This is a genomic window from Acinetobacter sp. YH12241 (assembly GCF_013417535.1).
In the GTDB taxonomy this organism is placed as follows: domain Bacteria; phylum Pseudomonadota; class Gammaproteobacteria; order Pseudomonadales; family Moraxellaceae; genus Acinetobacter.
The window spans coordinates 1-26,600 of sequence record NZ_VPDQ01000029.1; the positions used below are offsets into that span (position 1 = coordinate 1).

The window sequence follows — 26,600 nt, forward strand, 5'->3', positions numbered from 1 at the left end:
AAAGTTTTACGTACTTTAACTGAATCAACCTATGAAATTCAGCCTCAGCAAAGTCATTATGAATCTCTCGAAGTAGATGAGTTCTGGAATTTTGTTGGAAATAAAAAGAATAAACAATGGCTTATTTTTGTTCAAAAGTCATATTTTACCTCGGAGAAACCGGACATTTTTATTGGTGAGAATATAGACACTTTAAATGGGTTCTAACACTCTCGTTTCGTATAACAGCCATTATGTTAAATGGAAGGAAGCAAAATAAGTTAACATTTTGCTTCCGGCCACATTAAGCTAGAGTTTTATTTAAATAAAGCTATTTAGTAATCATTAAATTAATTAAAATCTAAATCTAACACCAGCTCCATATAACCAACCTTTCTCAGAGTTTGATTCTATTTGCCACGACGTTTCATCATTACCTTTTGAATACTCATAGGCAATGTCGATATAAGGCATGATCTTTTTACTGATTTCATAGCGAGTTTCAAACCCTGCGGTTGCACTGCTTAAACCAGTTTTTTTCGCATATTTAGAGTCATCACTAAAGATAGCATCCAACTCTAAATAAGGTTGAATAATCAACTTTTGCGTAATCAGAAAATCACGTTCCGTTTCTAGGCTAAAGCCCGCATAATTGTCTTCTCCCGCATAGAGATAAGCATCAGTTTCAAAGAAATATGGCGCCATACCATGTAAGCCAATCACCGCATCAACATTTTCTTCGGTGTCTTTGCGATGATCATTGAGTTCAACTTTTTCACTACGATAACGTGCACCAATCTGTGCATCCCAAAAGTCTGAAATCATACGGCTATATAAAAGTTTGGCATCATAATGTGCATCATGCGATTCTTCTTTATCGGCATGAATTTTAATAAAAAGCTTATTTTCATCTGTGCCAATACGGGTTTCAAACTCTGACTTTAAATCACCTGTGCCATCTTCATTGACAAGCCACTTATTGTCCACTGTCGTAATCGCATAAATTTGCGCACCGTGTTCTGAGCGATGATCATAATGCGAACTCTGCTGAGCATTCGCATCTGGTACATGATGTAAATGATTAACCGTAGATGTTGCCTGATGTTGTGCCTGATTCATTTGGCTATGGTTCATTTGAGAGCGATCCATTTGCATCGGCTGATTTTGACTAGAAGATGTAGCAACTGTCATTTTTTCAGGCGCACTATGATCTTCACCATTATGTGCCAAACTCACTGCACTGACCATCAACAAAGAGCTTGCTAAAACAGTTTTAGAAAAAAGATTAATGGTGCGCATGTTGATCTCCTTTCTGTACTTTTTGATCTTGCTGTTTCTCTGTTGATTTGTGATGCATTGGCTGATGACCTGCATGTTGATGGTTCATCGGTGCTGAATGTGCAGCATGATTCATTTTCCCCATCATCTGCATGTGTTGTGCATGCTCTTGTGGAGAATGCTGTGAATGATCCATCTCAGACATCGCTTGATGATTCATTGATGGTACATTTTTTCCATCAGTCTGAGCAGTTGAATGATGCCCTTCGTGCGCCAAACTTAAGCTTGTTAAACTCAATACCGCAACAGAAAAAAACGCTTTAAATACAAAATTAGTGATGTGCATGTCCAGCTCCTTTTTGCTCAGTTACTTGGTGAGTTTGAGTCGAATTTGTACCTTGAATTGGCGTTGTAGACACTTGTTCATCGCTAACATTTGCCACGATCAACTTGTTCATCATTCCTGCACTCATGTGATACAACAAATGACAATGGATTGCCCATTCGCCCAACTCATCCGCAGTTAATAAAGCAGTGACTGTTTTACCCGGTGGTACAATCAATGTGTGTTTATTCGGCATATCTACCGACTCTTGACCATTCTCCAACTGCATAAACATGCCATGTAAATGCATGGGGTGCGCCATCATACTGTCATTAATAAATTTGATACGGATACGCTCGCCATACTTCACTTTTAATGGCTCAGCATCGCTGAATTTTTTACCGTTAATCGTCCAAATATAACGCTCCATAGTACCGCCCAAACGCACTACTAATTCACTGCTAGCTTCACGAGTATCTTTTTGCGGTTCTAAAGATTTTAAATCACTATATTGCAAGGCTTTATTGCCCGCAGGTGTAGATGCATTTGCCCAACCATAAACCACTTGATCATTTTCTTGTGGTTTTGCTGTGCCATGCTGTGAATGATCCATTTTCGAGTGATCCATGCCTTGCATATCGCCATGGTTCATTTTTGAATGATCCATTTTCGAGTGATCCATGCCTTGCATATCGCCATGGTTCATTTTTGAATGATCCATTTTCGAGTGATCCATGCCTTGCATATTGCCGTGGTTCATTTTCGAATGATCCATTCCTGCATGATCACCACCACCATGTCCCATATCTTCCATGGTCAAAAGTGAGCGTGGACGTGGTGCAGGCATATGAATGCCATGTGTCATAGGATTTAGTTCATTGTGCAGTGTACCAATCGCATAGCCTGAACGGTCAATTGACTCAGCTTCAATTTGATAATGTCCGCCTTTTGGCTCCACAATCACATCATAAGTTTCAGCTGTGCCAATACGAAACTCATCCACAGCAACAGGTTTTACAGGCTGACCATCAGCACTGACCACAGTCATTTTCAAGTTAGGAATACGGACATCGTAGAAAGACATCGCAGATGCATTCACAAAACGTAGGCGAATTTTTTCATTCGGTTTAAACATTCCTGTCCAATTTTGTTCAGGTGTTTTGCCATTAATGAGGAAGGTATAACCTGTAACATCCGACATGTCGGTTTTTAGCATACGCATCTGATTCCACATTTTGCGGTCAGACCATGTCGCTTTTATGCCATCACGTTTAACCTGCTTCCAAACATCACCCAAGGTTTCACGCTGATCTTGATAATATTCAGCTGAAATTTTAAGATCTTTCTGAATTTGATCACTGGTTTTTTCATGAAAATCTGACAACATCACCACATAGTCACGTTCAGCTTTTTCATGTGCTGCCAATGGTGTTTTACCTTTTGGATAAATCACAAAAGAACCATATAAGCCGTCCTGTTCCTGTCCTTTAGAATGAGCGTGATACCAATAAGTCCCGCTTTGGCGAATCTTGAATTTATAAACATACTCGCTTTGAGGCTTAATACCGTTAAAACCATTAAATCCCGGTACACCATCCATAATGCCCGGCAACAACAGTCCGTGCCAATGAATAGAAGAATCTTGGTTTTTTAAATTATTTTTCACGCGAATGATGGCTTCATCACCCTCTTCAAACTCAAGCAAAGGCGCAGGAAATTGACCATTTACGGTAATGCGCTTTACAGGCTTTCCAGTTGGGCTGACCACTGCTTCATCAATAACAAGCTGATATTCACGCACTTCGGCAAAAACCAAAGGCGACGATGCAAAACAAATACCTGCTAATAGGTACGAACTAATTTTATGAGACATAACTTAACCTTAATTTTTGAAAAATAAATAAATTTTAAAAAAAATGGTTAAGTTTTAGGAGGACGTGAAATTTCTTGCCAATACCCATTTAGATATTGGTTGGGGTAATAAAAATTAGGCTGATCTATAGAATAGAAGGTATCTAGGGGATCTAGCGAGCTTTGCAAAGAATGAAGACATGAGATCTGTGTCTGGCAGGATAAGCTAGAACATTCCTGACACTTTTTGTGATCTATATTCTGATTAAGAGCTAAATGATTATGGCAATCGGTATTCGTCTGTACTTCGTGATTAATACCATGTTGAGTGACTTGCTGTGCTTGATCTAAACAATGATCTTGGCTCATTTCAGTTTGCATATTGATATGCATTATCTTTACTGATGCAACAGACACACTACTCCATCCTATGGCAAAAACCATAAGAAAACAAAACCAAAGTTTTTTGGAGAGATGAGTCAACACGAATGCTATCTAGGAATAGAATTTAATCCAAAATATCTTAACGGAATTTCAAATATTTACAACCCAATATAATTTAGTAGTTTCTCTAAAATTAACATAATACACGTTATGCGAAATTAGAAAAATGAGTTTATTGCACTGATATTTATCTGTTTTTTAAATTTTAGACCTGGGTTGGTGCCCAGGTTTTTTTATTGCGTATAACAGCCATGATGTTAAATAGTTCTCTTTTTAGATAAATATTCATGTTTTCAATACATGCTAATTAGAGATTTTGAACTCAAGCAATTCTATAAAATTTTAACTTATGTGTACCTCTACTTTTAACTTCGGTTATTTATGGGAGGATTACCGGTGGCCTAACTTAAATAAAAAGTCTCCGACAAACCCGGTACGGTTCACTATCTATTGTTATTCTTACCTGAAATTGATGTGAGCTTATAGAGACAAGGTAAATTTGCAAAAGTGCCGGCTATTCAGTGTTCATTGAATGTTTAATTTAATTTATTAAGCTTGACCTTGGAGTGGCTCTAAGCCTTATACTTGGTACAAATTTTTCGATTGTTATGATGATGCGTTCTACTACATGGATTACAGTCTTGGTTGGATTGTTCATGTTCCAAAGCTTTTGGAATGTGGCGGCGGCCTTTTGTGTCCATGAACAACAGCCTCAATCACAGCAGAGTTATCATTTTGGTCATCACCAAAATACCTTGTGTGCCAGCGATAGTCGTCAACACGATCATAATGGACAGTCAGAAAACATAAAAACATTCAGTAGCGATTTAGAAATCGGTGAAGATCATCAAGATCATCTACCATCGATGACGCATTTGATTGTACAAAATGAAAAAGTAGATGTGTTTCATCCAAGCTCTGAAGTTAAAGTGAATCCACAATTTCATTGGAAAAACAGCTATCAGGCTCCTGACCTGTTTCAACAAAGCCCACCTCCCGAATTTTCCCCGCTCATGGTGGGGTAGCCTAAAACATTCCCACCACTTTTATTATTTAAATAAGTGGGAAAAATCATGTCTTCACAATCAATTATACTCTTGCGTCATAGCTTGGTTGCTTGTATATGTGCAGCGGCTATGCAATATAGCTATGCTGAAAACGTTACCAGCTTTGAATCCGCTTTAGCAAAAGTACAAAGTTACCAGACTCAAGACAAGCTGTGGCAACAAGTTCAGCAAATATCTGAATTGAATATTCAGCAAAGTCGGTTATGGCAGAATCCAAGTATAAGTTTAGAACAGTCTGGCTTTGGCTCAGGTCAAGAACAGGAATTCAATGTTGGCGTTAGTCAACCTCTAGATCTATTTGGTCAGCGTAAGCTGAACCGGGTGATTGCCAATACCTCGAATCAACAAATCCAATTGCAACAGCAATTATGGAAGGCACAAAGCCAACTGATTGTTAAATTTGCATGGTCGCAATTTGCACTTGCTGAGGTTGAGCAGTCTGCTTATTCAGTACAGTTAAAAACAAGTAAAGCCAATCTGGACAGTGCCCAGAAACGCTATCAGGCAGGCAGTATTGCCCTGGTTGATTTTGAGCGTACCCAAATTGAAGCGCTAGAAATCCAACGACTTTATCAGCAAGCGATGCTGAATAAACAAGCTGCCGGTCGTCAGCTGTCTAATTTGTGGGGGGGAGAAACATCTTCACATCTTCAATTGAATAAAACCGCTATCCCTTGGCCAGAGCAAAGTCTCCAAACTGTGCAACGGTATATTGCTGAAGGGTGGCTAGAAAAATTCTATGCCTTGAACATTCAGCAATCGGATCATCAAATTGAAAATTTAAGAATTCAGGCACGTCCCAATCCGACTTTAAATGTAGGCATGAAACGTAGCAAAACCCCTAATGAAAGCAACGATACGACTTTGGCAATCGGCGTGGCTATTCCACTGAATATTTTCAACCGCCAGCAATATGCGATCCCGATGGTCCAGCAACAGCAAATATTGCTGAACCAACAGCAGCAGCGTGAGCTGAAGCAACAAATACTCAATATTGCCAACAGCATGCATCAGCTCAAAGGTTTACGTAGCCAGTTCGATGCCACAACAGCACAAGTTACTTTGGCGACCAAAGTTCAGAGCCGTACTTTACAAGGGTTTCAGGCAGGGAAACTGTCCATTACCGACGTTCAACAAGCAACCACCCAACTGCAGAATCTTCGATTGGGTCAATTACAAATTCTACGTCAAGCTTGGCAAACTGCCCTCGCAGCTGAGGCACTCAGTATTGGCACAAGTTATGAAGAAATTAGCCGTTCGGATGCCTATACACAACTGAATAAAAAGGCAGTCGAAGCATCGCAAAATTTAATCAATGGGGGAGCACGATAAAATGAACGCCAAGCAAAACGGAAAAATATCCCAGTCTCTCATGATTGCAATTTTGATTCTGATTACGGTCTTGGTCAGTCTGGTTATTTGGTTAAGTTCAAAAAAAACTGAATCTGAGGGGCATGGTCATGATGAGGGAAATGCCGAACATTCTGATGAAGATAGTTCTGAAGAAGGACATGCTGAAGAAGGCGAAATACAACTGACCAGCCAACAAATGGTTGAACAAGGTTTAAAAGTTGCTGTTGCATCCACAGGATTGGTTGAAAAGCTGACAACCCTGCCAGGTAAATTGGTGGTGAATACCGATCAACAAGCGCATATATCGCCTAATTTTAGTGGTCATGTCGAGCAGGTCAATGTGGCTTTAGGACAGAGCGTGCAAAAAGGACAAACGCTGGCTGTACTAATCGTGCCTGAACTGATCGACCAACAGGCAAATCTGCGTATGGCACAGGTGAATCTGGATTTGGCCCGTAAAGATTACCAGCGCGAACAGCAACTCTGGTCACAGGGGATTTCTGCCAAACAGGATTACCAGCGTGCCGAAAATGCCTACCGTCAAGCGCAGATTACTGTCCAGTCCTCACAAGCACGTTTAAATGCATTAGGTGCAAGTGGCAATAACAATGGGCGTTTTCTGATTAAAGCACCGATCTCTGGGGTGATCAGTCAAAAAGATATTGTGGTCGGTGAAAATGTGCAACTGGCTAATCAGCTCTTTGTCATTGAACAGCTGAAAGATTTATGGCTTGAGTTTAATTTGCCGAATCAATTCTCAGGTCAACTGCAAGCCGGGCAAAAAATTGACTTTAAAGTGAATGATTCAGATCAAATCTATAAAGCTACTGTACAAAGCTTAACCTCTCAGGCAGATGTACAAACAGGGCGTCTGGTGGTGCGCGCAAAACTCGATGCGCAAGCTACTGAGTTGCGTTCTAATGTGCTAGTGAGAGTGTTGATTCCGGAAGCTACAGCAAAATCAGCCCTTCGGATTCAAAAGTCTGCGCTGCAAAGTATTGAAGGTGAAGACAGTATTTTCATCGTAGATTCAGAACAAAAAGGTCAAGTCCACTTAAAAGCACAGAAAGTGCAATTGGGGCAGGCTTCAAGTGATGGACAATGGCTTGAAGTGATTTCTGGGCTGACTGAAGGGCAGAAGTATATCGCTCAAGGCAGTTTCTTGTTGAAATCTGAATTAGAAAAAGACGAGGCAGGCCATGAACATTAATTCTGATCTGCCAAAACCAGAAGGTTTATTCGAACGAATCATTCAGTTTTCCATACAAAATGCGATTTGGGTGTTGCTCTTTGTCTGTACCTGGATTGCGGTCGGGGTGTATAGCTATCAGAAACTCCCGATTGATGCTGTACCCGATATTACCAATACCCAAGTCCAGATTAATACTCAAGCCAAGGGTTTTACTGCGCTTGAAGTCGAACAGCGGATTACCTATCCCATTGAAAATGCCATGGCTGGCATTCCGGATCTGGAGCTTACCCGTTCCATATCCCGTTATGGACTCTCTCAAGTCACCATTGTCTTTAAAGATGGGACTGATATTTATTGGGCCCGTCAGCAGATTAACCAACGGATACAGGAGGCGCAATCTGAGTTGCCTGCACAAATCGCACCGACGATGTCCCCCGTTTCTACGGGTCTCGGTGAGATTTATCAATGGGTACTGAAGGCAGATCCGAATGCGAAAAAGCCGGATGGAACTGCATACACGCCGATGGATTTGCGTGAGATTCAGGACTGGATTGTGCGTCCTCAACTGCAACGTGTTAAGGGAGTTGCAGAGGTCAACAGTATTGGTGGTTTTGAAAAAACCTATGTGGTCTCTCCCGATTTAAACCGGATGCAGCAACTGAATATCTCATTAGAACAACTGCAACAGGCTTTAGCGCAAAATAATGAGAACCGAGGTGCAGGTTATATTGAAGACAATGGTCAGCAACTGACGGTACGTGTACCGGGTACATTCAATGGGCTTTCTGATATTGAGAACACCATGCTGGGTAGCCCAAATGGCAGCCCAATTCGGGTTGGTGATATTGCGCAAGTCTCTATTGGGCATGATTTAAGAACCGGTGGGGCAACCTATAACGGCAAAGAAACCGTTTTAGGGATTGCCATGATGGCGATGGGTGGAAATAGCCGGACTGTTTCTAAAGCTGTGGATGCCAAGCTTCAAGATATTCAGAATAGTTTGCCTAAAGGGGTAGTGATTGAAACGGTGTACGACCGTACTACCTTGGTTGAGAAGGCGATTAAAACCGTTCAGAAAAACTTGGTAGAGGGAGCAATCCTGGTCATCATCATTCTGTTCCTGTTTTTAGGGAATATCCGTGCTGCCTTGATTACTGCCTGTGTCATTCCACTCTCTATGCTGTTTACCTTAACCGGGATGGCACAGAAAAATATCAGTGCCAATCTGATGAGTTTAGGTGCACTCGATTTCGGCATCATTGTCGATGGTGCTGTGGTGATTGTCGAAAACTGTATCCGGCGTTTAGCCCATACACAGCAACTGTTAAAACGACCTCTCACACAAAGTGAACGCTTTAAGGAAGTTTTTCTGGCTGCCCGCCAAGCACGTCGTCCTCTTATTTTTGGTCAGCTTATTATTTTGGTGGTGTATTTGCCGATTTTTGCTTTAAGTGGTGTAGAAGCAAAACTATTTCATCCGATGGCTTTAACCGTTGTTCTCGCACTGGTGGCAGCTATTATTTTATCGATCACCTTTGTGCCCGCTGCAGTTGCTTTATGGGTTAAAGGGGAGATCAAAGAAACGGAAAGCCGTTGGATGATCTGGCTCAAAACCCGATATCAACAGATATTGGATGGAGCCTATCATTACAAAGCGGTGGTTTTAACTTTTGCCATTTGTCTCTTGGTCATTACGGGTCTGCTCAGCACGAAGATTGGCAGTGAGTTTGCACCCCAGCTGAGTGAAGGTGATTTTGCGGTACAGCAATTACGTTCTCCAAGCACAGGCTTGGAAGAGTCTTTACGTATTCAGGAAAATACCGAAAAGCTTTTACTGAAAAACTTTCCCGAAATTAAAGCTATATTTGCCCGTACCGGGACTGCTGAAGTGGCGACAGATGTGATGCCACCGAATATTTCCGATGGTTATATCATGCTGAAACCACGTGAGGAATGGCCAGATTCAAAAGAAAGCCTAGATGCACTTCGAACCCGAATGGAAGCTTATCTTGCGACAATTCCCGGCAATAACAGTGAGTTTTCTCAGCCTATTGAGCTACGTTTTAATGAACTGATTTCAGGTATACGCAGTGATGTGGGGGTGAAGGTTTTTGGTGATGACATGCAGGTTTTGAATACTGAGGCTGCAAAAATCGCGAAAATCATTCAGCAAGTCGCAGGTAGCAGTGCGGTGAAAGTTGAACAAACTTCGGGTCTGCCTTTACTCAATGTAGAGATTGATAAAGCTTTAGCTGCCCAGTATGGCTTGAGTGTGAAATCTATTCAGGATGTGGTGGCTGCAAGTATTGGTGGACAAAGCGTGGGAGAGATTTTAGAAGGCGATCGTCGTTTTGATTTTGTTATCCGTCTTGGAGAGCAAGACCGTAGTGTCGCATCTGTTTCCCAGTTACCTATTCAGCTTCCAAATGGTGGCAGTATTTTATTGTCGGATGTCGCGCAAGTCTCGACCATTGAAGGAATCAACCAAGTCAGTCGAGAAAATGGTAAACGCCGAGTTGTGGTTACAACGAATGTTGAAGGGCGTGATTTAGGGTCTTTTGTTTCTGATGTACAGACACAGCTCAAAGCATACACTTTGCCAAGTGGTTATTGGATAGAATATGGCGGTCAGTTTGAAAATTTGGCTTCAGCCAAAGCACGGATGCAAATCGTGATTCCACTGGCTTTAATCACTATCTTTATTTTACTGATGGCGGTCTTTCACAATGTCAAAGAAAGTCTATTGGTCTTTACCGGGGTACCCTTTGCCTTGACCGGTGGTGTGCTGTTCCTTTGGCTAAGGGATATTCCATTATCGATGTCAGCTGGAATTGGCTTTATTGCCTTATCTGGTGTTGCAGTCCTCAATGGACTGGTAATGCTGACCTTTATTAAGGAATTAAGGGACAAATATCCAGTGCATAAAGCCGTGTGGCAAGGGGCTATTTTGCGCTTAAGACCAGTGTTGATGACAGCTTGTGTGGCTTCACTGGGTTTTGTACCAATGGCGCTGGCAACCGGAACAGGGGCTGAGGTTCAACGGCCACTGGCAACCGTAGTGATTGGCGGGATTATCTCTTCAACATTACTAACTTTGGTGCTGTTACCCGTGCTTTATCGTTGGATAAATGAAAAGAAAGTTTCTTAATCCAATAGATTAGTCGATTTACAGCAGAGATATTGGCTGTTATCCAATATCTCTGCTCATCATAAATAGAATAAGGAAAATATTTTATGTCAGAACATCATGATCATAGCCATGCGGTTGTTACTGAAGAAAATAGTAAGAAGTTAATGGTTGCCTTAGGTTTAACGACTACTTTTTTAATAGTAGAAGTTGTCGCTGCTTTTATTACCCAAAGTTTGGCTTTGTTATCTGATGCAGCTCATATGTTTACTGATGTAGCCGCTTTAGCTATTGCTCTTGCCGCTATCAAAATTGGTAAAAAAGCCGCAGATGATAAAAGAACTTTTGGCTATCAGCGATTTGAAATTTTAGCGGCTCTGTTTAATGCGGTGATGCTTTTTGTGGTAGCAATATATATTGTATATGAAGCTTATCAACGTTTTACGAATCCTGCTGAAATTCAAAGTGTTGGAATGATGATTGTCGCGGTCATTGGTTTGGTCATAAATTTGATTTCAATGAAAATCCTTTCTGCTAGTGCTGAAGGAAGTCTAAATATAAAAGGTGCATATTTAGAAGTTCTTAGTGATGCTCTAGGATCGATAGGCGTGATTATCGGAGGAATAGTTATTTATTTTACCCAGTGGATGTGGGTTGATACCGTAATCGCTGTGTTAATTGGCTTCTGGGTCTTACCTCGAACTTGGATTTTATTAAAACAAAGTATTCATATTCTGCTTGAAGGAGTTCCTGATGAGATTGATATTGAGTCGTTAAGAAATGATTTATTGAAGCTAGAGGGCGTTGAAGGGATTCATCAGTTGAAAGTCTGGGCTATATCCTCAAGAAATATTCATTTAACTGCTCATTTGGTTGCTCCGAATAGCAATACAGATCAACTCTATCAAAAGGCCTTAGAAGTTCTAAAACATAATCATAATATTACTGAAATTACGTTACAAATAGAAAATACGAAATGTAATACATTGAACCAACATAAACACTAATTTGGACTTTAGTCTTCATATAGATGTTTTGTGTAACTTTAAAGTATACCCTAAAGTTACACTGTGAAAGCTGTAAAATACATGTCTCATTTAAATGAAATTCATACATACGTTACATGTAACTTTTAAGATTAAGATTCATTAGTTACAATAAGCAGAAATAGTCATCTAGTAGATAACAATATGAAAGGTCATAAAGTTGGATATGTCAGAGTCAGCTCTATTGACCAAAATATTGGACGCCAACTTGAGGGAATTGAAGTAGACCGATTATTTGTCGATAAAGCTTCAGGAAAAAATACAGCCCGTCCTAAATTTCAGGAAATGCTCAGCTATGTCCGTGAAGGTGACATGATTGTTGTGCACTCTATGGATCGCTTCGCTAGGAGTCTTAAAGATTTAGTGACTGAGGTTGATCAGCTTGTAAAAAGGGGAGTGGCTATTCAGTTTGTGAAAGAGAATATTACATTTACGGCTCAGGCCACCCCGATGGATAATTTGATGTTGCAACTTGCAGATTATTGGATAAATCAGCCACTAATTCCTGTAAGCAGTTTACCAGTCACTCCTATTGCTAGTAGACCACTTTCAATTGAAACTAGGTATTTCACTCACTGGGTATATTAATGTTAATGGATTTGATGTTAATGAAATAAAGCCGAAACGCTGATAAAACTCCATCGCTTTTTTATCTTTAGCATGTATTACAACAAAATTAACACCAATAATTTGAGCAACTGTTGAAACTTGTTTAAGAGCATGGGCTAAAAGCACTTTCCCAATTCCTCGCCCCTGAACGGTTTGATCAACGGCAAAGCGACCTACAACTACACAAGGGAGCGGATAACGAGGTAATCGTTTAGTAAGCACAGTATCAACTACATCAAATCCTATGGATGTGCTGGATAAACAATAAAACCCTCTCACTTGTAGATCATCATCAATAGCAACATACGTTTTACTTGTTCCTGATTTCTGATGTTGGGATGCATACTGTTTTATGAATTTATTTAAATCATCTTGCCCGCAATTAAATGATTTTTTCTGATGATGGGCTTGTAAAACCTCAATTTTCATCTAATAAACTCATTAATTTTTTCATCTCATCATTTGCAGGGCGTGGGTTCTCAAGTATGTTCATTAACATATCTCGATCAGCATTATTTACTTTTAACTCATAATTAGATTTAAGTAATTCTTTTGCTCTTTCAAATGAGGATTGAAGCATAAAGGAACTTACACTGAGTCCCAATAAATTCGCAGCTTGTTCAATTACATTTTTTGCATCTACTGTTGAACGAATATTAATTCGTTCCGTTGCTAAGTTAGTCATATCCCACCCAACAAGTACATCAATTTGATGTACAAATTATAGCAGATTAAGATTGTGCTTCAAGATTCAAATTTGGATATTTTGTTTTGAATTATTTGAATAGAAAATCAATGGCCTACTACTATCCAAAATGAGTGGCAGGATTTGAATAAGAATAACTGGTAGGTTTACATAAGAATACTCAGCAACTTATGGGGGCTTTTGCCCAATTTGAACGAGAGATTATTTTAGAGCGCCAAAAAGAAGGGATTAAGATTGCAGCGGCTCAAGGTAAATATAAAGGTCGAGTCCATAAGTTAAATCAAGAGCAGGCTGAAGCTTTACGACACGCCTGGAAAGAAGGGAAATATCCATCGAAAGTCGATTTAGCTAAAGCTTTTGGTATTAGCAGACAGGCTGTCTATCGCTATTTGAAAAATGAAAATGTCATCGATAGACTTTATATTTGAAGCAACAGAAGACCTAAAGGGCTTTACTGGTATCCATTGATTGTTCAGCAACATTAAATAAAACCGTGGAACATTGATCAAAGAATAGGCGTGGAACGTGAACAATCATAAAAAAAGCCCATTCGAGGGTGAGTGGGCTATAAAACTGAAATCAACACATTGAATTATAACACAATTTAAAAAGTATTGCGTATAAGGTGTATTATGTTAATTTTAGTAGAACTAATAAATCTATATATTTGAAAATGTCATTTTACTCAATTAAATACTCTTCAGATATTTCACACTGTTCAACAAAAAAATGATCATGTGAAACTAAAATTACAGCGCCCTGATATTGGCTAATAGCCTGCGATAGAAGCTCTCTAGACTCAATATCTAAATGATTTTCTGGTTCATCAAGCAATAATAAATCAATACCATCAGGATAGTGACTCATTGCTAATAATGCGACTTTCAATTTTTCACCACCACTCAGTTCTGATAGTTTTAATAAAGCTTTTTCACGACGAATACGTAACTGACCTAACAAATTTCTCCACTCAACTTCAGTAAGATTGGAGTTATAAAGTGCAAGGTTTTCGATTACGGATAAATCATTATTTAATAAACTAAAGTTTTGATCTAAATACAAACATGTTCCACTAAAGAAAATATCATCACGTTGATGGGTAGAAATCAATTTCAATAAGGTTGATTTACCAATTCCATTAGCACCTTTAAGATGGATTTTTTCGCCAGCTTTCAATGCAAAATTAATTTTATTTGTTGCTGTATGGGGTAGCTTTAAATCATGAATTCTTAAAATCTCTCCTTGCTTCGTACTCTGTAAGTGGAATTCAAACTTCTGAGCTTTGATTTTTTCTACAATGGTCTGCCTATTAATCAGACTATTTTTCAAATCATCAGTTTGTCGAGTTTGTTGGGCACGTAGCTTACCTAAGCTTTGTCCAGCATTTTCCTTTTTGAAATCTAGAAAAATCTTTGCTTGAGAATTAGAATCACGAAGTTCATTGCCTTTAGATTGACGTTTATTCGCTTTCATTAAGCTATCATGTTGCCGTTGTTTTAACTGCTTTAATTCTTTTTTCTCATTATTAATAGACTGAGTTAATGCATCCATGTGTAGCTGATGCTGTTGAATGTAATGCTCATAATTACCTTTGTAGTGTTGTAAGCCTAATTCAGTTAAAGCATAAATATGTTGGACTTGATTGAGTAATTGGCGATCATGACTAATCAGGCATACACCACTAGGGTGTGCCAAAATACTCTCAATTAACCATTGTCTAGATGTTGAGTCTAAATGGTTGCTTGGTTCATCTAAAAGTAGATAGTGATCCTTTTTTAAAAACAAACGACATAAAGCCAGCTTTGTTTTTTGTCCTTCACTCAGTTTTTCTGTTGGAAAGTTCAAATCCGTAGGTAAGTCAGCATTTTCAAGTATATTTTGCCATTTTTGTGGTAAATCCCAGGTATTTTCAACTAACTCATAATCATCAAAACTAGCTGTATTGTTCTCTATACGCCGAAAAGCATGATGTAAATGATCTACCTCTAATGCTTGTGCAATATTTTCAGCATTAAGGCGTTCTAATTGTGCCAAATAATCATGTTGGATATTCCATGAAACTTGACCACTATAATGAATATCTAAAGCTTGGCTTTGATCTAATATTCTGAACAATAGGGATTTACCTAAACCATTACGTCCAATTAATGCAGAAACCTGTCCTGATAAAAGCGTAATGTTTAGCTGATCAAACATTTTCTGTGTAGAAAATTCTAAATTTAAGTTTGAAGCAATACATGCATGTTGCATAAAAAATTCCTCATGTAGAGGATATGCAAAATAGTGAAGATTAACTTATAAAAAACAATATATTATTTAGGATATAAAGTAGAGACCAAGAATATATAGCCACAAGTAGAATCTATTTTGCACATCAAAAGTTTAAAAATAATGATGAGAAAATGACTTACTTCATTGGCGTTACTCTTGGGAGGATGATTTGAATAAGGTTATTTTATAATGATAAGACAATCTGTCAAGCTTGTACTAAAGCTTCTAAAAGTTATTTAACATAATGGTGGTTATACGCAATACACTTGTATATTAATATAAATATCAAATACTTAAATTTTTACACCAAACCCTAAAATCCATAAAAAGCCGATTTTGAAACAAGTCGGCTTTTTTATGAGCAGTTTTGGAATGTTTTGCCAATAATTTTGACTAAAAATTACACTTTTCAGCTTGAGTGATACAATTTTGTGATACATTATTGTATATACAAATTTGAATGTTTTTTATGGAACAGTATTTTGAATGGGATGAGGCTAAGAATCGAAAGAATCAGAAAAAACACGATATCTCTTTCGAAACTGCAAGCCTTGTTTTCGATGATCCACTGAGGATCTCAATTCAGGACAGACATACCGATGGTGAAGAACGTTGGCAAACCATTGGAAAAGTAAAAGGCGTACTAATGCTACTAGTAGCTCACACTATCTTTGATGAAGATGACTGTGAAATCATAAGAATCATTAGTGCAAGACAAGTCACGAAAGCGGAGCGAGATAAATATGAGCATGGTTAGACACTCACGCAAAGAACTGAATGAAAAATTCAGCGACAAGCAAGATGCTGAAATTGAACACTTGCTTGCTAAAGGAATGCTTCCTGACGATCAACTAGACCTATCAGATATTCCTGAAATTAAAGATTGGAGCAATGCTGTACGCCAAAATCAGTTCTATCGTCCAGTGAAGCAACAGACTTCCATTCGTTTAGATGCTGATGTACTTGCATGGTTTAAAGCTCAAGGCAAAGGCTATCAAACACGAATGAATGAAATTTTACGGGATGCCATGCTAAAAGAATTAAAAAATCATCAATAAAAATGGGAGCTTAGGCTCCCATTTTTGACTGCGTATAACGTGTATTATGTTAGTTTTATGAAAACTTAAATTAAACAGCTTCCTTCAATGAAATATTTTCAACATTTAGAGCAGCTCTTACTTCTTGCACTAGATGCCAAAACATTACTGGAGGGATAGCGTTTCCTAGAGCTTTATATTGGGCTGCATCGCTTCCAACTAACTTAAATGTATCAGGGAAAGATTGAATACGAGCAACTTCTCTTGGAGTAAAGCGTCTATATTTACCATCTATACACAATACAGGATCTGTACTATTTAAGCTGACTTTAGCAAGATGTGCTCCAACAGTATTACATGGCTGATTAATATCCTGAGCACGTCCCTTATTCATTTTCTTATTACTATTCAATAACCCCTGAACAGCTCTTTCACTGAAATAATATTTAGGATCTATTTCACTTTCAGGGAAAATAACATCAGATAAAGTTGCCTGTTTAAGATTATTCAATATAGGAAATTTAAAGTTTTTAAAATGTTTTTCACTTTTAAAACCTACAATAAAAACCCTTTCTCTTTTTTGAGGGACACCAAAATCCACAGAGTTTAGTAATTTCCAAGTAACGTAATAGCCACTTTTTCTAAACTCTTCTAAGATCAATGGAAATGCCTCTTTTTTATTTGCTGATAGTATTCCTTTCACATTCTCAGCAATAAAAACTGATGGCTTCTTTTCTCTCAAAACTTTGCACATTTCAAAGAAAAGCTCACCTTTCTCATCCTTAATCCCTAAGCGTGGAGGATTTTGAGCAACAATTGAAAAGCTTTGGCATGGAAACCCACCAGTAAGTAAATCATGTTCTGGAATTGATTTATGGTCTAGCGCTTTAATGTCACCTACAAATGTAGGACATGAGAAATTTGCTTCTAAAATTTCTATGGCTTTTGGTTCAATATCGTTTGCAAAAACGATATCAACATTATTCGATGAATAATGTTGACCTAAAAACTCAAAGTCTCCTTTTAAACCAACATCTGTTCCACCACAACCACAGAACAGGGAGACTGCTTTTAATTTACTCATGTGTACGTAATAACTCTACTTGCGTATAACAGCTTTCATCAAAGAAAATATCTGCACCATTTCGAGGAACCATCTTGATACGATCCTGCTTATATAAACCAACTGGATCTTGGATAATCCATAAAGAACAACTCTCATCAGAAATCTGTAAACGATAAACAAAATATCTATCTCTATGTGATTCAGCAGCAGACCACTCATTAGGAGTAAGATGAACTCGATTAACAGTGAAATCTTTCTGACTTACTGTAGTTTTAACTTCAATATGACGCATAGTAGCATCTAATTCTCTAGATAAAATATCGAAACCAACTGCAAATTGTGTTGGCATATGACTCACTAATTTAGCTAGATCAGGTCGTCCATTCTCAGATAGCCAAATTTTCTCATGGACTAATGTCAGAGCCTCACCTTCATCACCAATTTGCTTAGTGCTGAAGGCTAATCCATCTGAAACTCCAGAGGCTTCTTTTGATATTTCCTCTTCAAATGATTTGAGCAAAGAATTGCTAGAATCATTTACAAAGTCTATCCATAAGGGCTTCACAGCTTCGATTTCTTGCAGACTTTGCTCTTTTTTATAGCTTCTAAATAATGGCGCATGATCCTTAAAATATTTCAGGAAATCCAGTGCATCCTCTCTAAAAAAGTATTTACCTTTATAGTCTTTGAGCATCAGGCCCGCTAATACACAATAATCTAAAATATCTAGTGCATACCGCTTTGTATCACCCTGACTATCATAAGTAACCTTATCTGAACGGTTTTTCAAAATTCTGCTAATAGTTAGAGAAATATCTTCATGATCTCTTGTTACTCTAAGATCATTTAAAACACAATGACAAAACTCTACGTCCGTTATGTATAAGTTTTCTTTAGAGATGCGAGATGAAGTAGCAAACTTTGCCAACCATAACAATGGATGAAAGTGGATGCCTGAACTTAAAATTTTCGCTATTTCATGACTTTTTAGAAATCCACCTGGATATTGAAATGTGGAAATAAATTTTAAGAAAAACTCTTTCAAATTAGTTGTATTAGCTAACTCTTTAGACAGCTCTGTCGCAAAATTTTTCCCATCTTTTGTATTTACCATACTAAATAGAGCACTAATTTCTGTCCGCCAATTCTGCAAAGTCTTATTTTCTAGTCCACTATTACCTGGAAAATCACGTATAGCTGATAAAATTTTTTCTTTAAAGATAGCCTCAGATTCACCATCTAACTCTGCTATCGAAAACGCCATATACCCCAAAACGTTTTCAATGTTTTTCTTAAATCGTGGTCTTGGATGGTGCAAACGTTGATAAAATTTCGCAGGAACTTCGTACATTTATAATTTCTCAAGTATTTTCTTTGCCAAAGTTTGAGCTAATACAGGAGGTACAGCATTTCCTACCTGTCTGAATTGCTCTGTTTTATTACCAATGAACTCAAACCGATCAGGGAATGATTGCAAACGAGCACATTCACGCACAGTAGGAACTCTATTGGCATAATAATGAAAATGATGTCTATGACCTGTATCAATGGTTGGTGATGGTGCATGATCGGGGAATCTTGTCCAAGCAACATTGAAATTACGGCTATTTCTTAGCTCTTCAGGTAAAGCTTTATAATTTTTTCCTGGAGGCACTAATTTAATAGTTTCTTTAACCTTATCAGAGTGATTAGCAGCAATGTGATTTAAAACACTATTCGAATTATGTCTCATTAACTCTTGATAAGAGTTTTGAATTGGTAGGGCATACTCTTGAATCGGTTCACCTAATTCATTTTCTAAAAGAGGTAAGTCATGTAAAGCATCATAAGTGCTTACCATTTTTTTAAAAATCAAGTCTTCTTGTTCTTTATGAGTAGGTAAAGGGAATTCAAACTTCTCACCGTTCTTTGTTCCTATAAAAAATACTCGGCGTCGATGTTGAGGAACACCATATTCAGATGCTTTTAATATTTGAAAATTCACCGTATAGCCTAATTCTTCTAGACTTTTGAGAATTTCATCCTTAATTTTTCCTTTAAACAAGGAAACCATACCAGGAACATTTTCAATCAAAACATATTTAGGATTAAGTAACGACACTATACGAATAAAAGATAGGTATAACTGATTACGTGGGTCTTCTAACCTACGAGGGCCGGATAAAGATAATCCCTGGCATGGAGGACCACCAATAACGACATCTACAGAACTTCCATCTAATATATCTAATATTTGTTGATTAGATACTTCCCGAATATCTCCAAGAATAGTCTTAGCATCTTTATGATTTAGCTTAAAAGTTTCGATAGCTGCTTTATCATGATCTATTCCTAAAATAGTTTTGAATCCTTCTTGTTCAAAGCCATAAGAAAGACCGCCACAACCACAAAATAGATCAACAACATTTGGCATAATTAGCTTATACAACAGTAATAAAACAGACGGCTGAATACTAAGTTATATAAGGTTTTGGAGCAAATTTCTTGTTCTTACAACAGCATCTTTGGCTATATATTTAACATAAAATCTCTTATACGAAATTCTTATGTTAGAAACCATTTTAATTGGTGAATAACATCTTAGCTCGATGCTTTCAGCGTAGGCTTGAGCCTACACTGGAAGTCGAGCCACTTGCGCCACCCCACTTTAAAAAATGCTCCCATAGAAGCAGCGCAAGTACCGCTAGCCCTCTAAGACATATCCAGAATCAACAGCCCAAGTTTCGCCAAGCTGTGCTCCCTCTAGCAAGCTGTCTCGATCAAAAAAATGCAGTGTGTCAAAAAACATCTTTCGAGCATCTTCAACCGTGCCATGCCCACCTTGGACGTAGTCCTTCGGCCAGTCTTCATTTTTTTGCTCATTTTCCCAAAGCGCTTCTTTGGAAAAATTTGCACTGACATAGATCGGCGTGTAGTCATATGTTCCACTCAAAAGAGCTTGAAAAACAAGCTCTTTGGGGCAATCTGGTGCGAGTGTGAAAGTTGTCATAAGTCCTCTGTGTGTACTAGAGATGGCTCGATCTCGGCCATCTTGATGATAAAAGAAAGGGCTGTCATGGCTTGATCATCCAAGGAGTCTATGAAAGTCCGTACCGTCCCCATGTCCGCTTTTTTTAGGTCGGCAAAAGAGCTTTTTAAAAGCTCTACATCCATAGATGCGATAGAAAGAGCAAGATCAAAAGTATGATCTAAATCTTTGAAAGCCACGCCACCTAAGGCTTTACTAAAGTAGTGGCTAAAAGCGTGTACCTTAAAAAATAGATTTTCTTCAAAAGTTCTTTGCATATTCCCCCCATCCCTCATAAGTCACAAAGTGGAATCTTTTTCTAAAAGAATCATTTATAGGGCGAATTTTTCCATCCACAAACATCGTCTCGATCTTCAGAAAAAGACGCTCAATTCTTGGGCAAATCCTTTCAGGACAGATATATACGACTTCTTGGACAGTCCCATCGACAAGCATCTGACAATACTGACTAAAAATTCCCTCATATCGCTTAGGTGTCTTGACTCTCCTTTCGATCTCAAGAGCCACTTTTCGACCTCTTGGGGATACTCCGAAAGCATCTGGTACTTGAAGCCAAGTAGAACGCTCTGTAACTGCTTTTCTTCTAAGCTCACGCCCTCCTAGCCACTCGATCCATCCCAAATGGATCGCCTTAATTCTTGCACGCTGTACGTCAAGGTCATGCTGTAAAGTGATCTCAGAGACTCGATTGAGATCAAAGTGCGTGTATTCACCATCATCTGTGGCCTCAAAAGCTCCAGTAGGAGTCAAGCCCCAAAGAGCAGGACTTCTATGGTCATCCTCGTGAGATCTGTTCACCTCAAGTAAAAGCCCGCGGGTTTTCAGACGCTGAAGTGATCTAGAAATGCTTGTTCGAGTTACACCTAAACGCTCTCCTAAAAGCTTCCTAGTACTAAAGCCTTCACATCTCAAAAAATTCAGGATGATCATCTCTTTCTCATCCTTACGAGTGATCTGACTCATATCAATATCCCCCCTCTAAAATTAGCTCTTTTGTATCGAATTTTTCACTTTCATCTTCTCCAAAGTCTTTCACTGTGATGGCTTCATAGCTTTTTGTGACTTGAATCGGGGCGATAGATACTTTTTGAGGAAGTCCCTGTCCAAAGACGACCCCCACACCTCTAGGCAGATATAAAATTTCGTTTTCATCGTAGAGGTAGCTTTGCTCTTGGCTGATCCTGCGCTCTTTGACCTTTTGCGCTAGGCCAAGCGTCTTATCGACCTGTCGGCTCTCAACATCCACCAAAATTTTCCCCGATTTACGTGCAAAAAGCTCCGCAGTCTCAGGACTTTGGACTCTGTAGACGATTTTAAGGGGTGCATTTTCAAAGACTGCATCGATGACAGTTTCAGGCTTTAGATCACTTGGGCAGTCTCTTAGATCACCAAGGCTTTGATGTGCCATAAGTACATGAAGCCCTTTATCACGTGCAGCACCCAAAGCTTCGAGCGCAGTCTTTGAGATGTGATACTTAAGCTCATCCAAAACGACGAGGATCTTTTTAGGCGTACTTTCTATACGATCACGAATTTCTGTTTGCTGTATAAGCCAGACTAAAAGTATCTTTTGGATGCGGATGATGCGGGAATTTCTCATCGATCCGACGATGTAAACAACCCCCGCTTTTTGTACGACGCTCAAAAGGGAAAGTCCCAGTTTTGCGTTGATCGATGGAGTACGGGCTAGCTCTGAAAATTTTGCTTTAAATCCTTCAGCTTTATCCATCATTTTGCTATGGGCTTTAAAGATGCTTTGAGGTGTATCTCCTACCTCAAAAAGTTCAGAAATGCTCCACGCCATATCTCGGTCTGCTAGCTTGTAGTAGTCGGAGGCTTCTCCTTTCTCTCCAAGCTCAAACCCCGCAACTAAAAGCTCCTCAAGCTGATCTTGATCACACCCTTCGAAGATCGAAAATTGTGGCTTTTTTTTCCGTAAGTCGATGTAGTAGTAAGGCAACCCCGCATCATCGGCCGCTTTTTTGGCTTGGGCTGCCCCATATTCGTCGTCTTTCGGATCAAAGATAAAGCAAGGCTGACCTGCCAAAGCACACTGAGCGACGATCGTCCCGATGGCTCGACCTTTCCCTGCGCCCGAAGTCCCGACTATTTGGCAGTGAGGCAGGTCACCTTCCCAGTAGATCGGCTCGCCTTTCTCATCGAGACCGAGAAAGAAACTGCCCGCTTTATAAAAATTTTCAGGGTTAAAAGATGGTGCACTTTGCTTTTTTTCAGCTTCCTTTGCGACTTCTCGTACATCCGTCAAGTGATCCCTTTCTGTCCCTGCTTTTTTAGTGAAGAAAGACAGAAATTTTTCTGTAAAAGGTACATAAAGACGCTCAAGCAAAGCTATTACAAGCATCCCAAGCACCAAAAACCCGCCATGAGCAAGGGCGTCAGACCATCCTGCTTTACCAAAGAAAAAAGCTACGCCCCAAGCGATAAAAAAAAGGCCATTTGTCCCGAAAAAAAGAAGTTTCAGAAAGCCTGGAAGCTCTTCGCCCTCTTTTTTGAAAGTCATCCACCCGTAAAAGATCATCCCTAAGATCAGCGCTAGGGCAAAGCGGAAAGGATGTGAGAAAAAGACTTCTAGAGCCTGAGATATCTCAGGGATGAAAAGCAAGATAAGGACAAAGACAGCAAGTAAGAGCCATTTCATATAGGTCTCATATATTTGGCACAGTGTATGGACACAGTCTATGATCAAAAAAAAATCATTTCAATAAAAATATTGTTATTTTTCAATGAATTAAAACATTGACCGAAAATAATATGAGTTTTTAAGCGGATGTAAATGCCATTTTTTAGGTGAAGCCAGTTGATGCCGTGACCGACCGCCCCAAGCGGTCGCAAGCTCCGAAGGAGTGCGAGCGAAAGCGAAGCAGCCTCGAAGCCCCAGCGAGAGAGGCCGTGGGGGAGCCGCAAGGAGTAAGCGTCGAGCAAGCGAAGCGAGCCGAGATCTTACTCCGCAGTGGGGGCAACGCCACCCCCGTCGAAGCGAAGCGCACGACCACCCTCTTTCGGTGAAGCAAGTCGGGGAGTTCTTTGCGTAGCGAAGAAGCTCCCCACTTGTCAGAAAGGGGGTGGTCGTGCGCCGCAGGCGCGCAGACGGGGGCTTCGGTGTAGGTAAGATCGCCCTAGCGATCTAGCCAACCCGTCCCGAACCCTTTCGGGCTAAAACCCAGCGATAGCGCAGGTTTTAGAGGGTAGCGTAGCGGTGGCGTTACCGTTTAAGTCACAAACTCAAGTCAATCAAGTGTGTCTGACTACTGTGTCTATCTACTGTGTCACCATTGTTTCAGTCTTTGGACACAGTATATTTTTCAAAAAAAATATTTAAGCGAGTGTCTACGAGCTGACACAAAGAAAATTTGCGCCTCGACCCTCTGAAAAACCGTTTTTAAAATATTTTGCATCTAGAAAATTTTTATTTTTTTCACTGGCCTTTGTGTCTAGACGAGCGAAGCGAGCATAAAGCTTCTGAGCGTAGCGAAATCATAGTCGCTTTTGCTTTTGCTTTTGCTTTTTTTGTCTAGAACTATTTTTGCTAAAACTGCCCCCAAGCAAGTCGGCTTGTCCGACTTGCACTAGAGTACGAGCGAAGCGAGTACATAGGGCAGTTTTCATACCCTGCTTTTGATAGTGATTGGGCTTTTAATTATTTTTAATGCTTTTAAATGCTTTTAGACAGGCTGAAATGCAAGCCTAGCAAGCTATACAGAGGACATTCGACTAGAAAAAGTTACCACTTCGACTAGAAAAAGTTACCACTTCGACTAGAAAAAGTTACCACTTCGACTAGAAAAAGTTACCACTTCGATAGATTAACAATCCATCTATCTTAAAGTAGGTTGACAATCTGACTAGTTGATTATATCTTATACGCTATCAAGACAACAAAGCCCTAGTAATGAAAAAACAAATTTTAAAAGGTAAAAATATGGGTAGTCTTGTAGTAAAAGATAACGCGCTTATTAACGCCAGCTTTAAGCTGGATGTTGTCGAGCAACGACTTATCATCTTAGCCATCACAGAAGCTAGAGAAACTGGCACAGGCATCACTTCTGACAGCCATCTCACTGTCCACGCTTCAAAATACATCGAGACTTTTGGTGGAGAAAGGCAGGCTGCATATAAAGCTCTAAAGTCTGCGTCCGAGACGCTTTTTTTCCGTTATTTTTCCTTTGTTTCTTTGCATGAGAAGGGTGTAAAGCATCATCGTAGCCGATGGGTGAGTGATATCGCCTATCAAGACGGCACAGCGAGCGTAGATATCCGCTTTTCTCCTATCATCGCTCCGTTGATCACACGCCTAGAAAAGCACTTTACGAGCTACGACATCGAGCAGATAAGTCACCTGACAAGTAAGTATGCAATACGTTTATACGAGCTTTTGATCGCATGGAAAAGCATCGGAAAGGTAAGCTTTGACTTGGAAGATTTTCGAGACAAGATCGGCTTAGACGCGACTGAATACCGTACGATGAGCAATTTTAAAAAATTTGTCCTTGATGTCGCTGTGTCACAGATCAACAAGCACACGGATATCACAGTATCCTACGAGCAGAAAAAAAAGGGGGTTCGTGTATCAGGATTCGATTTCCGCATGAAAATGAAGCCTACACAGAAGAAGCCCCAAGCCCGTGATCCTGATACACAGGATCTCTTTGAAAAGCTTACAGACGCTCAGAGACATTTTTTCGCTCACAAGCTTTCAGGCCTACATGAAGTTGGTAGCGAGTATGCAAAAGTAGGTGAGTCCACAGAGGACTTTACAAGAAGACTTGCTGATATGCTTCTAGATGAAGCTCAATTTCGAAAATTGCACCCTTTTCTTATAAGTGTGGGCTTCCAACCACCAAAAAAAACAGCCCTTTAAGGGCTGTTTTTTTTTATCGACCAAGCTCTCGATTGAACTCGATGCATGTAGCAAAAGCATGATCGAAAATTTCTCGTGTAATCTTCTCTTTTGCTTCAGGAGTCGCTTTTATCGGTGCTTTAAAAGCCACATCGATGACTCCTTCTCTATATACCCAAGTGTAGTCAGTACCGTACTTTTTCTTCGCGTCAGCATAAAAAACTTCTTTTGAAACACCTGCTTGTCGTGCTCGACTAGCGTGAACAGCAGTTTCACCTGCAGGAGTACACTCTCGCATAAGGGCTTCATCCGTCATCGCACCATGTGCAGAAAAAGTCAAAAAGCACAAACTTGATAAAATTATCTTTTTCATTCTTCACCCTCTTATAAGTTATTATATTTTATATAAAAGTTAAAAATTAGCTATCAAAAACTGCACCTAACACACGTCCTAAAAGTCCTTTTCTATGTCTTTTTAACTCCATGTCCGTTTGCTTTTCCCTTGCATCCTCTGACGTTTCTGTGATTTTTGGCTCACTAAGGAGTTCTGGTTGGTCTTGGGCAGTATTCTCTTTCTTGATACTTACATCTGCTGGCTTTGGTGCAGAAAGTAAAGTTTGCAAAAGGTGAATGCTTTGATCTTTAGTCGTGATTTGATCCTTTAAAAAGATTTCATTTTCTTCTAACTTTTTTATCTGTTTTTCAAGCATTTCTACCTGTAACCGTAAGGTGTAACTCTCTGTCTCTTTTTCTGTAACCTGTTGCTGTATATGCGTTACAGGCACTCCCCTATCAGAAGGCTCACCAAGTACACGTAAGGCTTCCGCAAAGTCTATCAAGCCATCCGCAGACTTAGATAGTTCTCCTTTTTTTATACGCTTATAGATACTTTGCCGATTGATCCCGTAAATTGTTGCAAGCTCTCCCACCCTCATTTTTTTCATAGGTTACACCCCCGTAACTTGCTGTAAGACGATGACAGAAAGGTTACTGTAACCCTGTAAATTTGGTCAATGTTTATTATTTATACATAGCACTAAAAAAACCGTAATTGAGCCGTTTTTTCCTGCCGAATGGCTGAGGATACTGTTTACGCTGGCTAATGAAAAAAATCGAAATATGGTGAATAAATCGGCATATTGCGTGAATGATCCACTAAAAAGCCCAGTTTGTTCAAACTGGGCTTTTTAGTGGATCTCAATACATTGATTTAATTCAATTTCATGAGCGCATTTCGTATAAGGTGTATTATGTTAATTTTAGTAGAACTAATAAATCTATATATTTGAAAATGTCATTTTACTCAATTAAATACTCTTCAGATATTTCACACTGTTCAACAAAAAAATGATCATGTGAAACT

General features: G+C 39.3%; 23 protein-coding genes and 3 pseudogenes. 11 read left to right on the forward strand and 15 right to left on the reverse strand.

Annotation, left to right across the window (positions count from 1 at the left end):
- Positions 1–129: pseudogene (locus FTV18_RS13055) on the forward strand (IS1 family transposase); the annotation flags it as partial.
- A 204-nt stretch (positions 130–333) separates the two neighbouring features.
- Here FTV18_RS13055 and FTV18_RS13060 read toward each other — a convergent pair.
- Genes FTV18_RS13060 through FTV18_RS13070 form a run of 3 tightly spaced genes read right to left on the reverse strand, consistent with a single transcriptional unit; the run spans position 334 to position 3,455 of the window.
- Positions 334–1,278, reverse strand: a complete 945-nt coding sequence (locus FTV18_RS13060; protein WP_154320112.1) for a copper resistance protein B — start codon at positions 1,276–1,278, stop codon at positions 334–336.
- The gene (locus FTV18_RS13065; RefSeq protein WP_004897649.1) at positions 1,265–1,603 is read right to left on the reverse strand and encodes a hypothetical protein; all 339 of its coding nucleotides are present in this window, start codon (positions 1,601–1,603) and stop codon (positions 1,265–1,267) included. Before FTV18_RS13065 ends, FTV18_RS13060 begins: the two co-directional genes overlap by 14 nt.
- Positions 1,590–3,455, reverse strand: a complete 1,866-nt coding sequence (locus tag FTV18_RS13070; RefSeq protein ID WP_104988058.1) for a copper resistance system multicopper oxidase — start codon at positions 3,453–3,455, stop codon at positions 1,590–1,592. Before FTV18_RS13070 ends, FTV18_RS13065 begins: the two co-directional genes overlap by 14 nt.
- A 1,036-nt stretch (positions 3,456–4,491) precedes the next feature.
- On the opposite strand from FTV18_RS13070, the gene FTV18_RS13075 reads away from it, so the two are divergent.
- The 6 genes and pseudogenes from FTV18_RS13075 to FTV18_RS13100 all read left to right on the forward strand — a co-directional run.
- Complete coding sequence (locus FTV18_RS13075) at positions 4,492–4,902, forward strand: cation efflux protein, CzcI-like (RefSeq protein ID WP_197704863.1); 411 nt, start codon at positions 4,492–4,494, stop codon at positions 4,900–4,902.
- Positions 4,903–4,950: 48 nt separating this feature from the next.
- Positions 4,951–6,276 carry a TolC family protein gene (locus tag FTV18_RS13080; protein ID WP_035269736.1) on the forward strand — a complete coding sequence of 442 codons (1,326 nt, stop codon included), beginning with the start codon at positions 4,951–4,953 and terminating at the stop codon, positions 6,274–6,276.
- Position 6,277: 1 nt separating this feature from the next.
- Positions 6,278–7,507, forward strand: coding sequence for an efflux RND transporter periplasmic adaptor subunit (locus tag FTV18_RS13085; protein ID WP_016658777.1), 1,230 nt, complete (start codon positions 6,278–6,280; stop codon positions 7,505–7,507).
- A complete protein-coding gene (locus tag FTV18_RS13090; RefSeq protein ID WP_096902762.1) occupies positions 7,497–10,637 on the forward strand; it encodes an efflux RND transporter permease subunit in 3,141 nt (1,046 codons plus the stop codon). Before FTV18_RS13085 ends, FTV18_RS13090 begins: the two co-directional genes overlap by 11 nt.
- 86 nt (positions 10,638–10,723) lie before the next feature.
- A complete protein-coding gene (locus tag FTV18_RS13095; protein ID WP_005028603.1) occupies positions 10,724–11,623 on the forward strand; it encodes a cation diffusion facilitator family transporter in 900 nt (299 codons plus the stop codon).
- Positions 11,624–11,806: 183 nt separating this feature from the next.
- Positions 11,807–12,136: pseudogene (locus tag FTV18_RS13100) on the forward strand (recombinase family protein); the annotation flags it as partial.
- Between the two features lie 75 nt (positions 12,137–12,211).
- Here FTV18_RS13100 and FTV18_RS13105 read toward each other — a convergent pair.
- Positions 12,212–12,700, reverse strand: a complete 489-nt coding sequence (locus FTV18_RS13105) for a GNAT family N-acetyltransferase (RefSeq protein ID WP_004733307.1) — start codon at positions 12,698–12,700, stop codon at positions 12,212–12,214.
- Complete coding sequence (locus FTV18_RS13110; RefSeq protein WP_004733309.1) at positions 12,690–12,956, reverse strand: DUF1778 domain-containing protein; 267 nt, start codon at positions 12,954–12,956, stop codon at positions 12,690–12,692. The genes FTV18_RS13105 and FTV18_RS13110 overlap by 11 nt, the downstream gene beginning before the upstream one ends.
- Positions 12,957–13,141: 185 nt before the next feature.
- Here FTV18_RS13110 and FTV18_RS13115 point away from each other — a divergent pair.
- Positions 13,142–13,405 (forward strand): annotated as a pseudogene (locus tag FTV18_RS13115) (helix-turn-helix domain-containing protein); the annotation flags it as partial.
- A 253-nt stretch (positions 13,406–13,658) separates the two neighbouring features.
- Here the strand turns inward: FTV18_RS13115 and FTV18_RS13120 are convergent.
- Positions 13,659–15,227, reverse strand: a complete 1,569-nt coding sequence (locus FTV18_RS13120) for an ATP-binding cassette domain-containing protein (protein WP_159124549.1) — start codon at positions 15,225–15,227, stop codon at positions 13,659–13,661.
- A gap of 490 nt (positions 15,228–15,717) precedes the next feature.
- On the opposite strand from FTV18_RS13120, the gene FTV18_RS13125 reads away from it, so the two are divergent.
- Together FTV18_RS13125 and FTV18_RS13130 are read left to right on the forward strand one after the other, a co-directional pair.
- Positions 15,718–16,005: a BrnT family toxin gene (locus FTV18_RS13125; RefSeq protein WP_004797784.1), complete on the forward strand. Its 288-nt coding sequence runs from the start codon at positions 15,718–15,720 to the stop codon at positions 16,003–16,005.
- The gene (locus FTV18_RS13130) at positions 15,992–16,306 is read left to right on the forward strand and encodes a BrnA antitoxin family protein (protein WP_180018437.1); all 315 of its coding nucleotides are present in this window, start codon (positions 15,992–15,994) and stop codon (positions 16,304–16,306) included. The genes FTV18_RS13125 and FTV18_RS13130 overlap by 14 nt, the downstream gene beginning before the upstream one ends.
- Before the next feature lie 70 nt (positions 16,307–16,376).
- Here the strand turns inward: FTV18_RS13130 and FTV18_RS13135 are convergent, their stop codons facing one another.
- The 7 genes from FTV18_RS13135 to FTV18_RS13165 all read right to left on the reverse strand — a co-directional run bounded on the left by FTV18_RS13135 (position 16,377) and on the right by FTV18_RS13165 (position 23,038).
- Positions 16,377–17,369 carry a DNA cytosine methyltransferase gene (locus FTV18_RS13135; protein WP_096902767.1) on the reverse strand — a complete coding sequence of 331 codons (993 nt, stop codon included), beginning with the start codon at positions 17,367–17,369 and terminating at the stop codon, positions 16,377–16,379.
- Positions 17,362–18,702, reverse strand: a complete 1,341-nt coding sequence (locus tag FTV18_RS13140) for a protein NO VEIN domain-containing protein (protein WP_180018439.1) — start codon at positions 18,700–18,702, stop codon at positions 17,362–17,364. The genes FTV18_RS13135 and FTV18_RS13140 overlap by 8 nt, the downstream gene beginning before the upstream one ends.
- Positions 18,703–19,764 carry a DNA cytosine methyltransferase gene (locus tag FTV18_RS13145; protein WP_096902765.1) on the reverse strand — a complete coding sequence of 354 codons (1,062 nt, stop codon included), beginning with the start codon at positions 19,762–19,764 and terminating at the stop codon, positions 18,703–18,705.
- A 270-nt stretch (positions 19,765–20,034) separates the two neighbouring features.
- Positions 20,035–20,340, reverse strand: coding sequence for a hypothetical protein (locus FTV18_RS13150; RefSeq protein WP_180012215.1), 306 nt, complete (start codon positions 20,338–20,340; stop codon positions 20,035–20,037).
- Positions 20,337–20,636, reverse strand: a complete 300-nt coding sequence (locus FTV18_RS13155) for a hypothetical protein (RefSeq protein WP_180009734.1) — start codon at positions 20,634–20,636, stop codon at positions 20,337–20,339. Before FTV18_RS13155 ends, FTV18_RS13150 begins: the two co-directional genes overlap by 4 nt.
- Complete coding sequence (locus FTV18_RS13160; protein WP_180012213.1) at positions 20,620–21,342, reverse strand: helix-turn-helix domain-containing protein; 723 nt, start codon at positions 21,340–21,342, stop codon at positions 20,620–20,622. Before FTV18_RS13160 ends, FTV18_RS13155 begins: the two co-directional genes overlap by 17 nt.
- A 1-nt stretch (position 21,343) precedes the next feature.
- Positions 21,344–23,038: a type IV secretory system conjugative DNA transfer family protein gene (locus tag FTV18_RS13165; protein WP_180018441.1), complete on the reverse strand. Its 1,695-nt coding sequence runs from the start codon at positions 23,036–23,038 to the stop codon at positions 21,344–21,346.
- 1,281 nt (positions 23,039–24,319) lie between these two features.
- Here FTV18_RS13165 and repM point away from each other — a divergent pair.
- The gene (gene repM, locus FTV18_RS13170; RefSeq protein ID WP_180018443.1) at positions 24,320–25,258 is read left to right on the forward strand and encodes a replication initiation protein RepM; all 939 of its coding nucleotides are present in this window, start codon (positions 24,320–24,322) and stop codon (positions 25,256–25,258) included.
- Positions 25,259–25,271: 13 nt separating this feature from the next.
- Here the strand turns inward: repM and FTV18_RS13175 are convergent, their stop codons facing one another.
- Both FTV18_RS13175 and FTV18_RS13180 read right to left on the reverse strand, forming a co-directional pair.
- A complete protein-coding gene (locus FTV18_RS13175; RefSeq protein ID WP_180012225.1) occupies positions 25,272–25,610 on the reverse strand; it encodes a hypothetical protein in 339 nt (112 codons plus the stop codon).
- Positions 25,611–25,656: 46 nt separating this feature from the next.
- Positions 25,657–26,181, reverse strand: coding sequence for a plasmid replication DNA-binding protein (locus FTV18_RS13180; protein WP_180012223.1), 525 nt, complete (start codon positions 26,179–26,181; stop codon positions 25,657–25,659).
- Positions 26,182–26,600 lie beyond the last annotated feature (419 nt).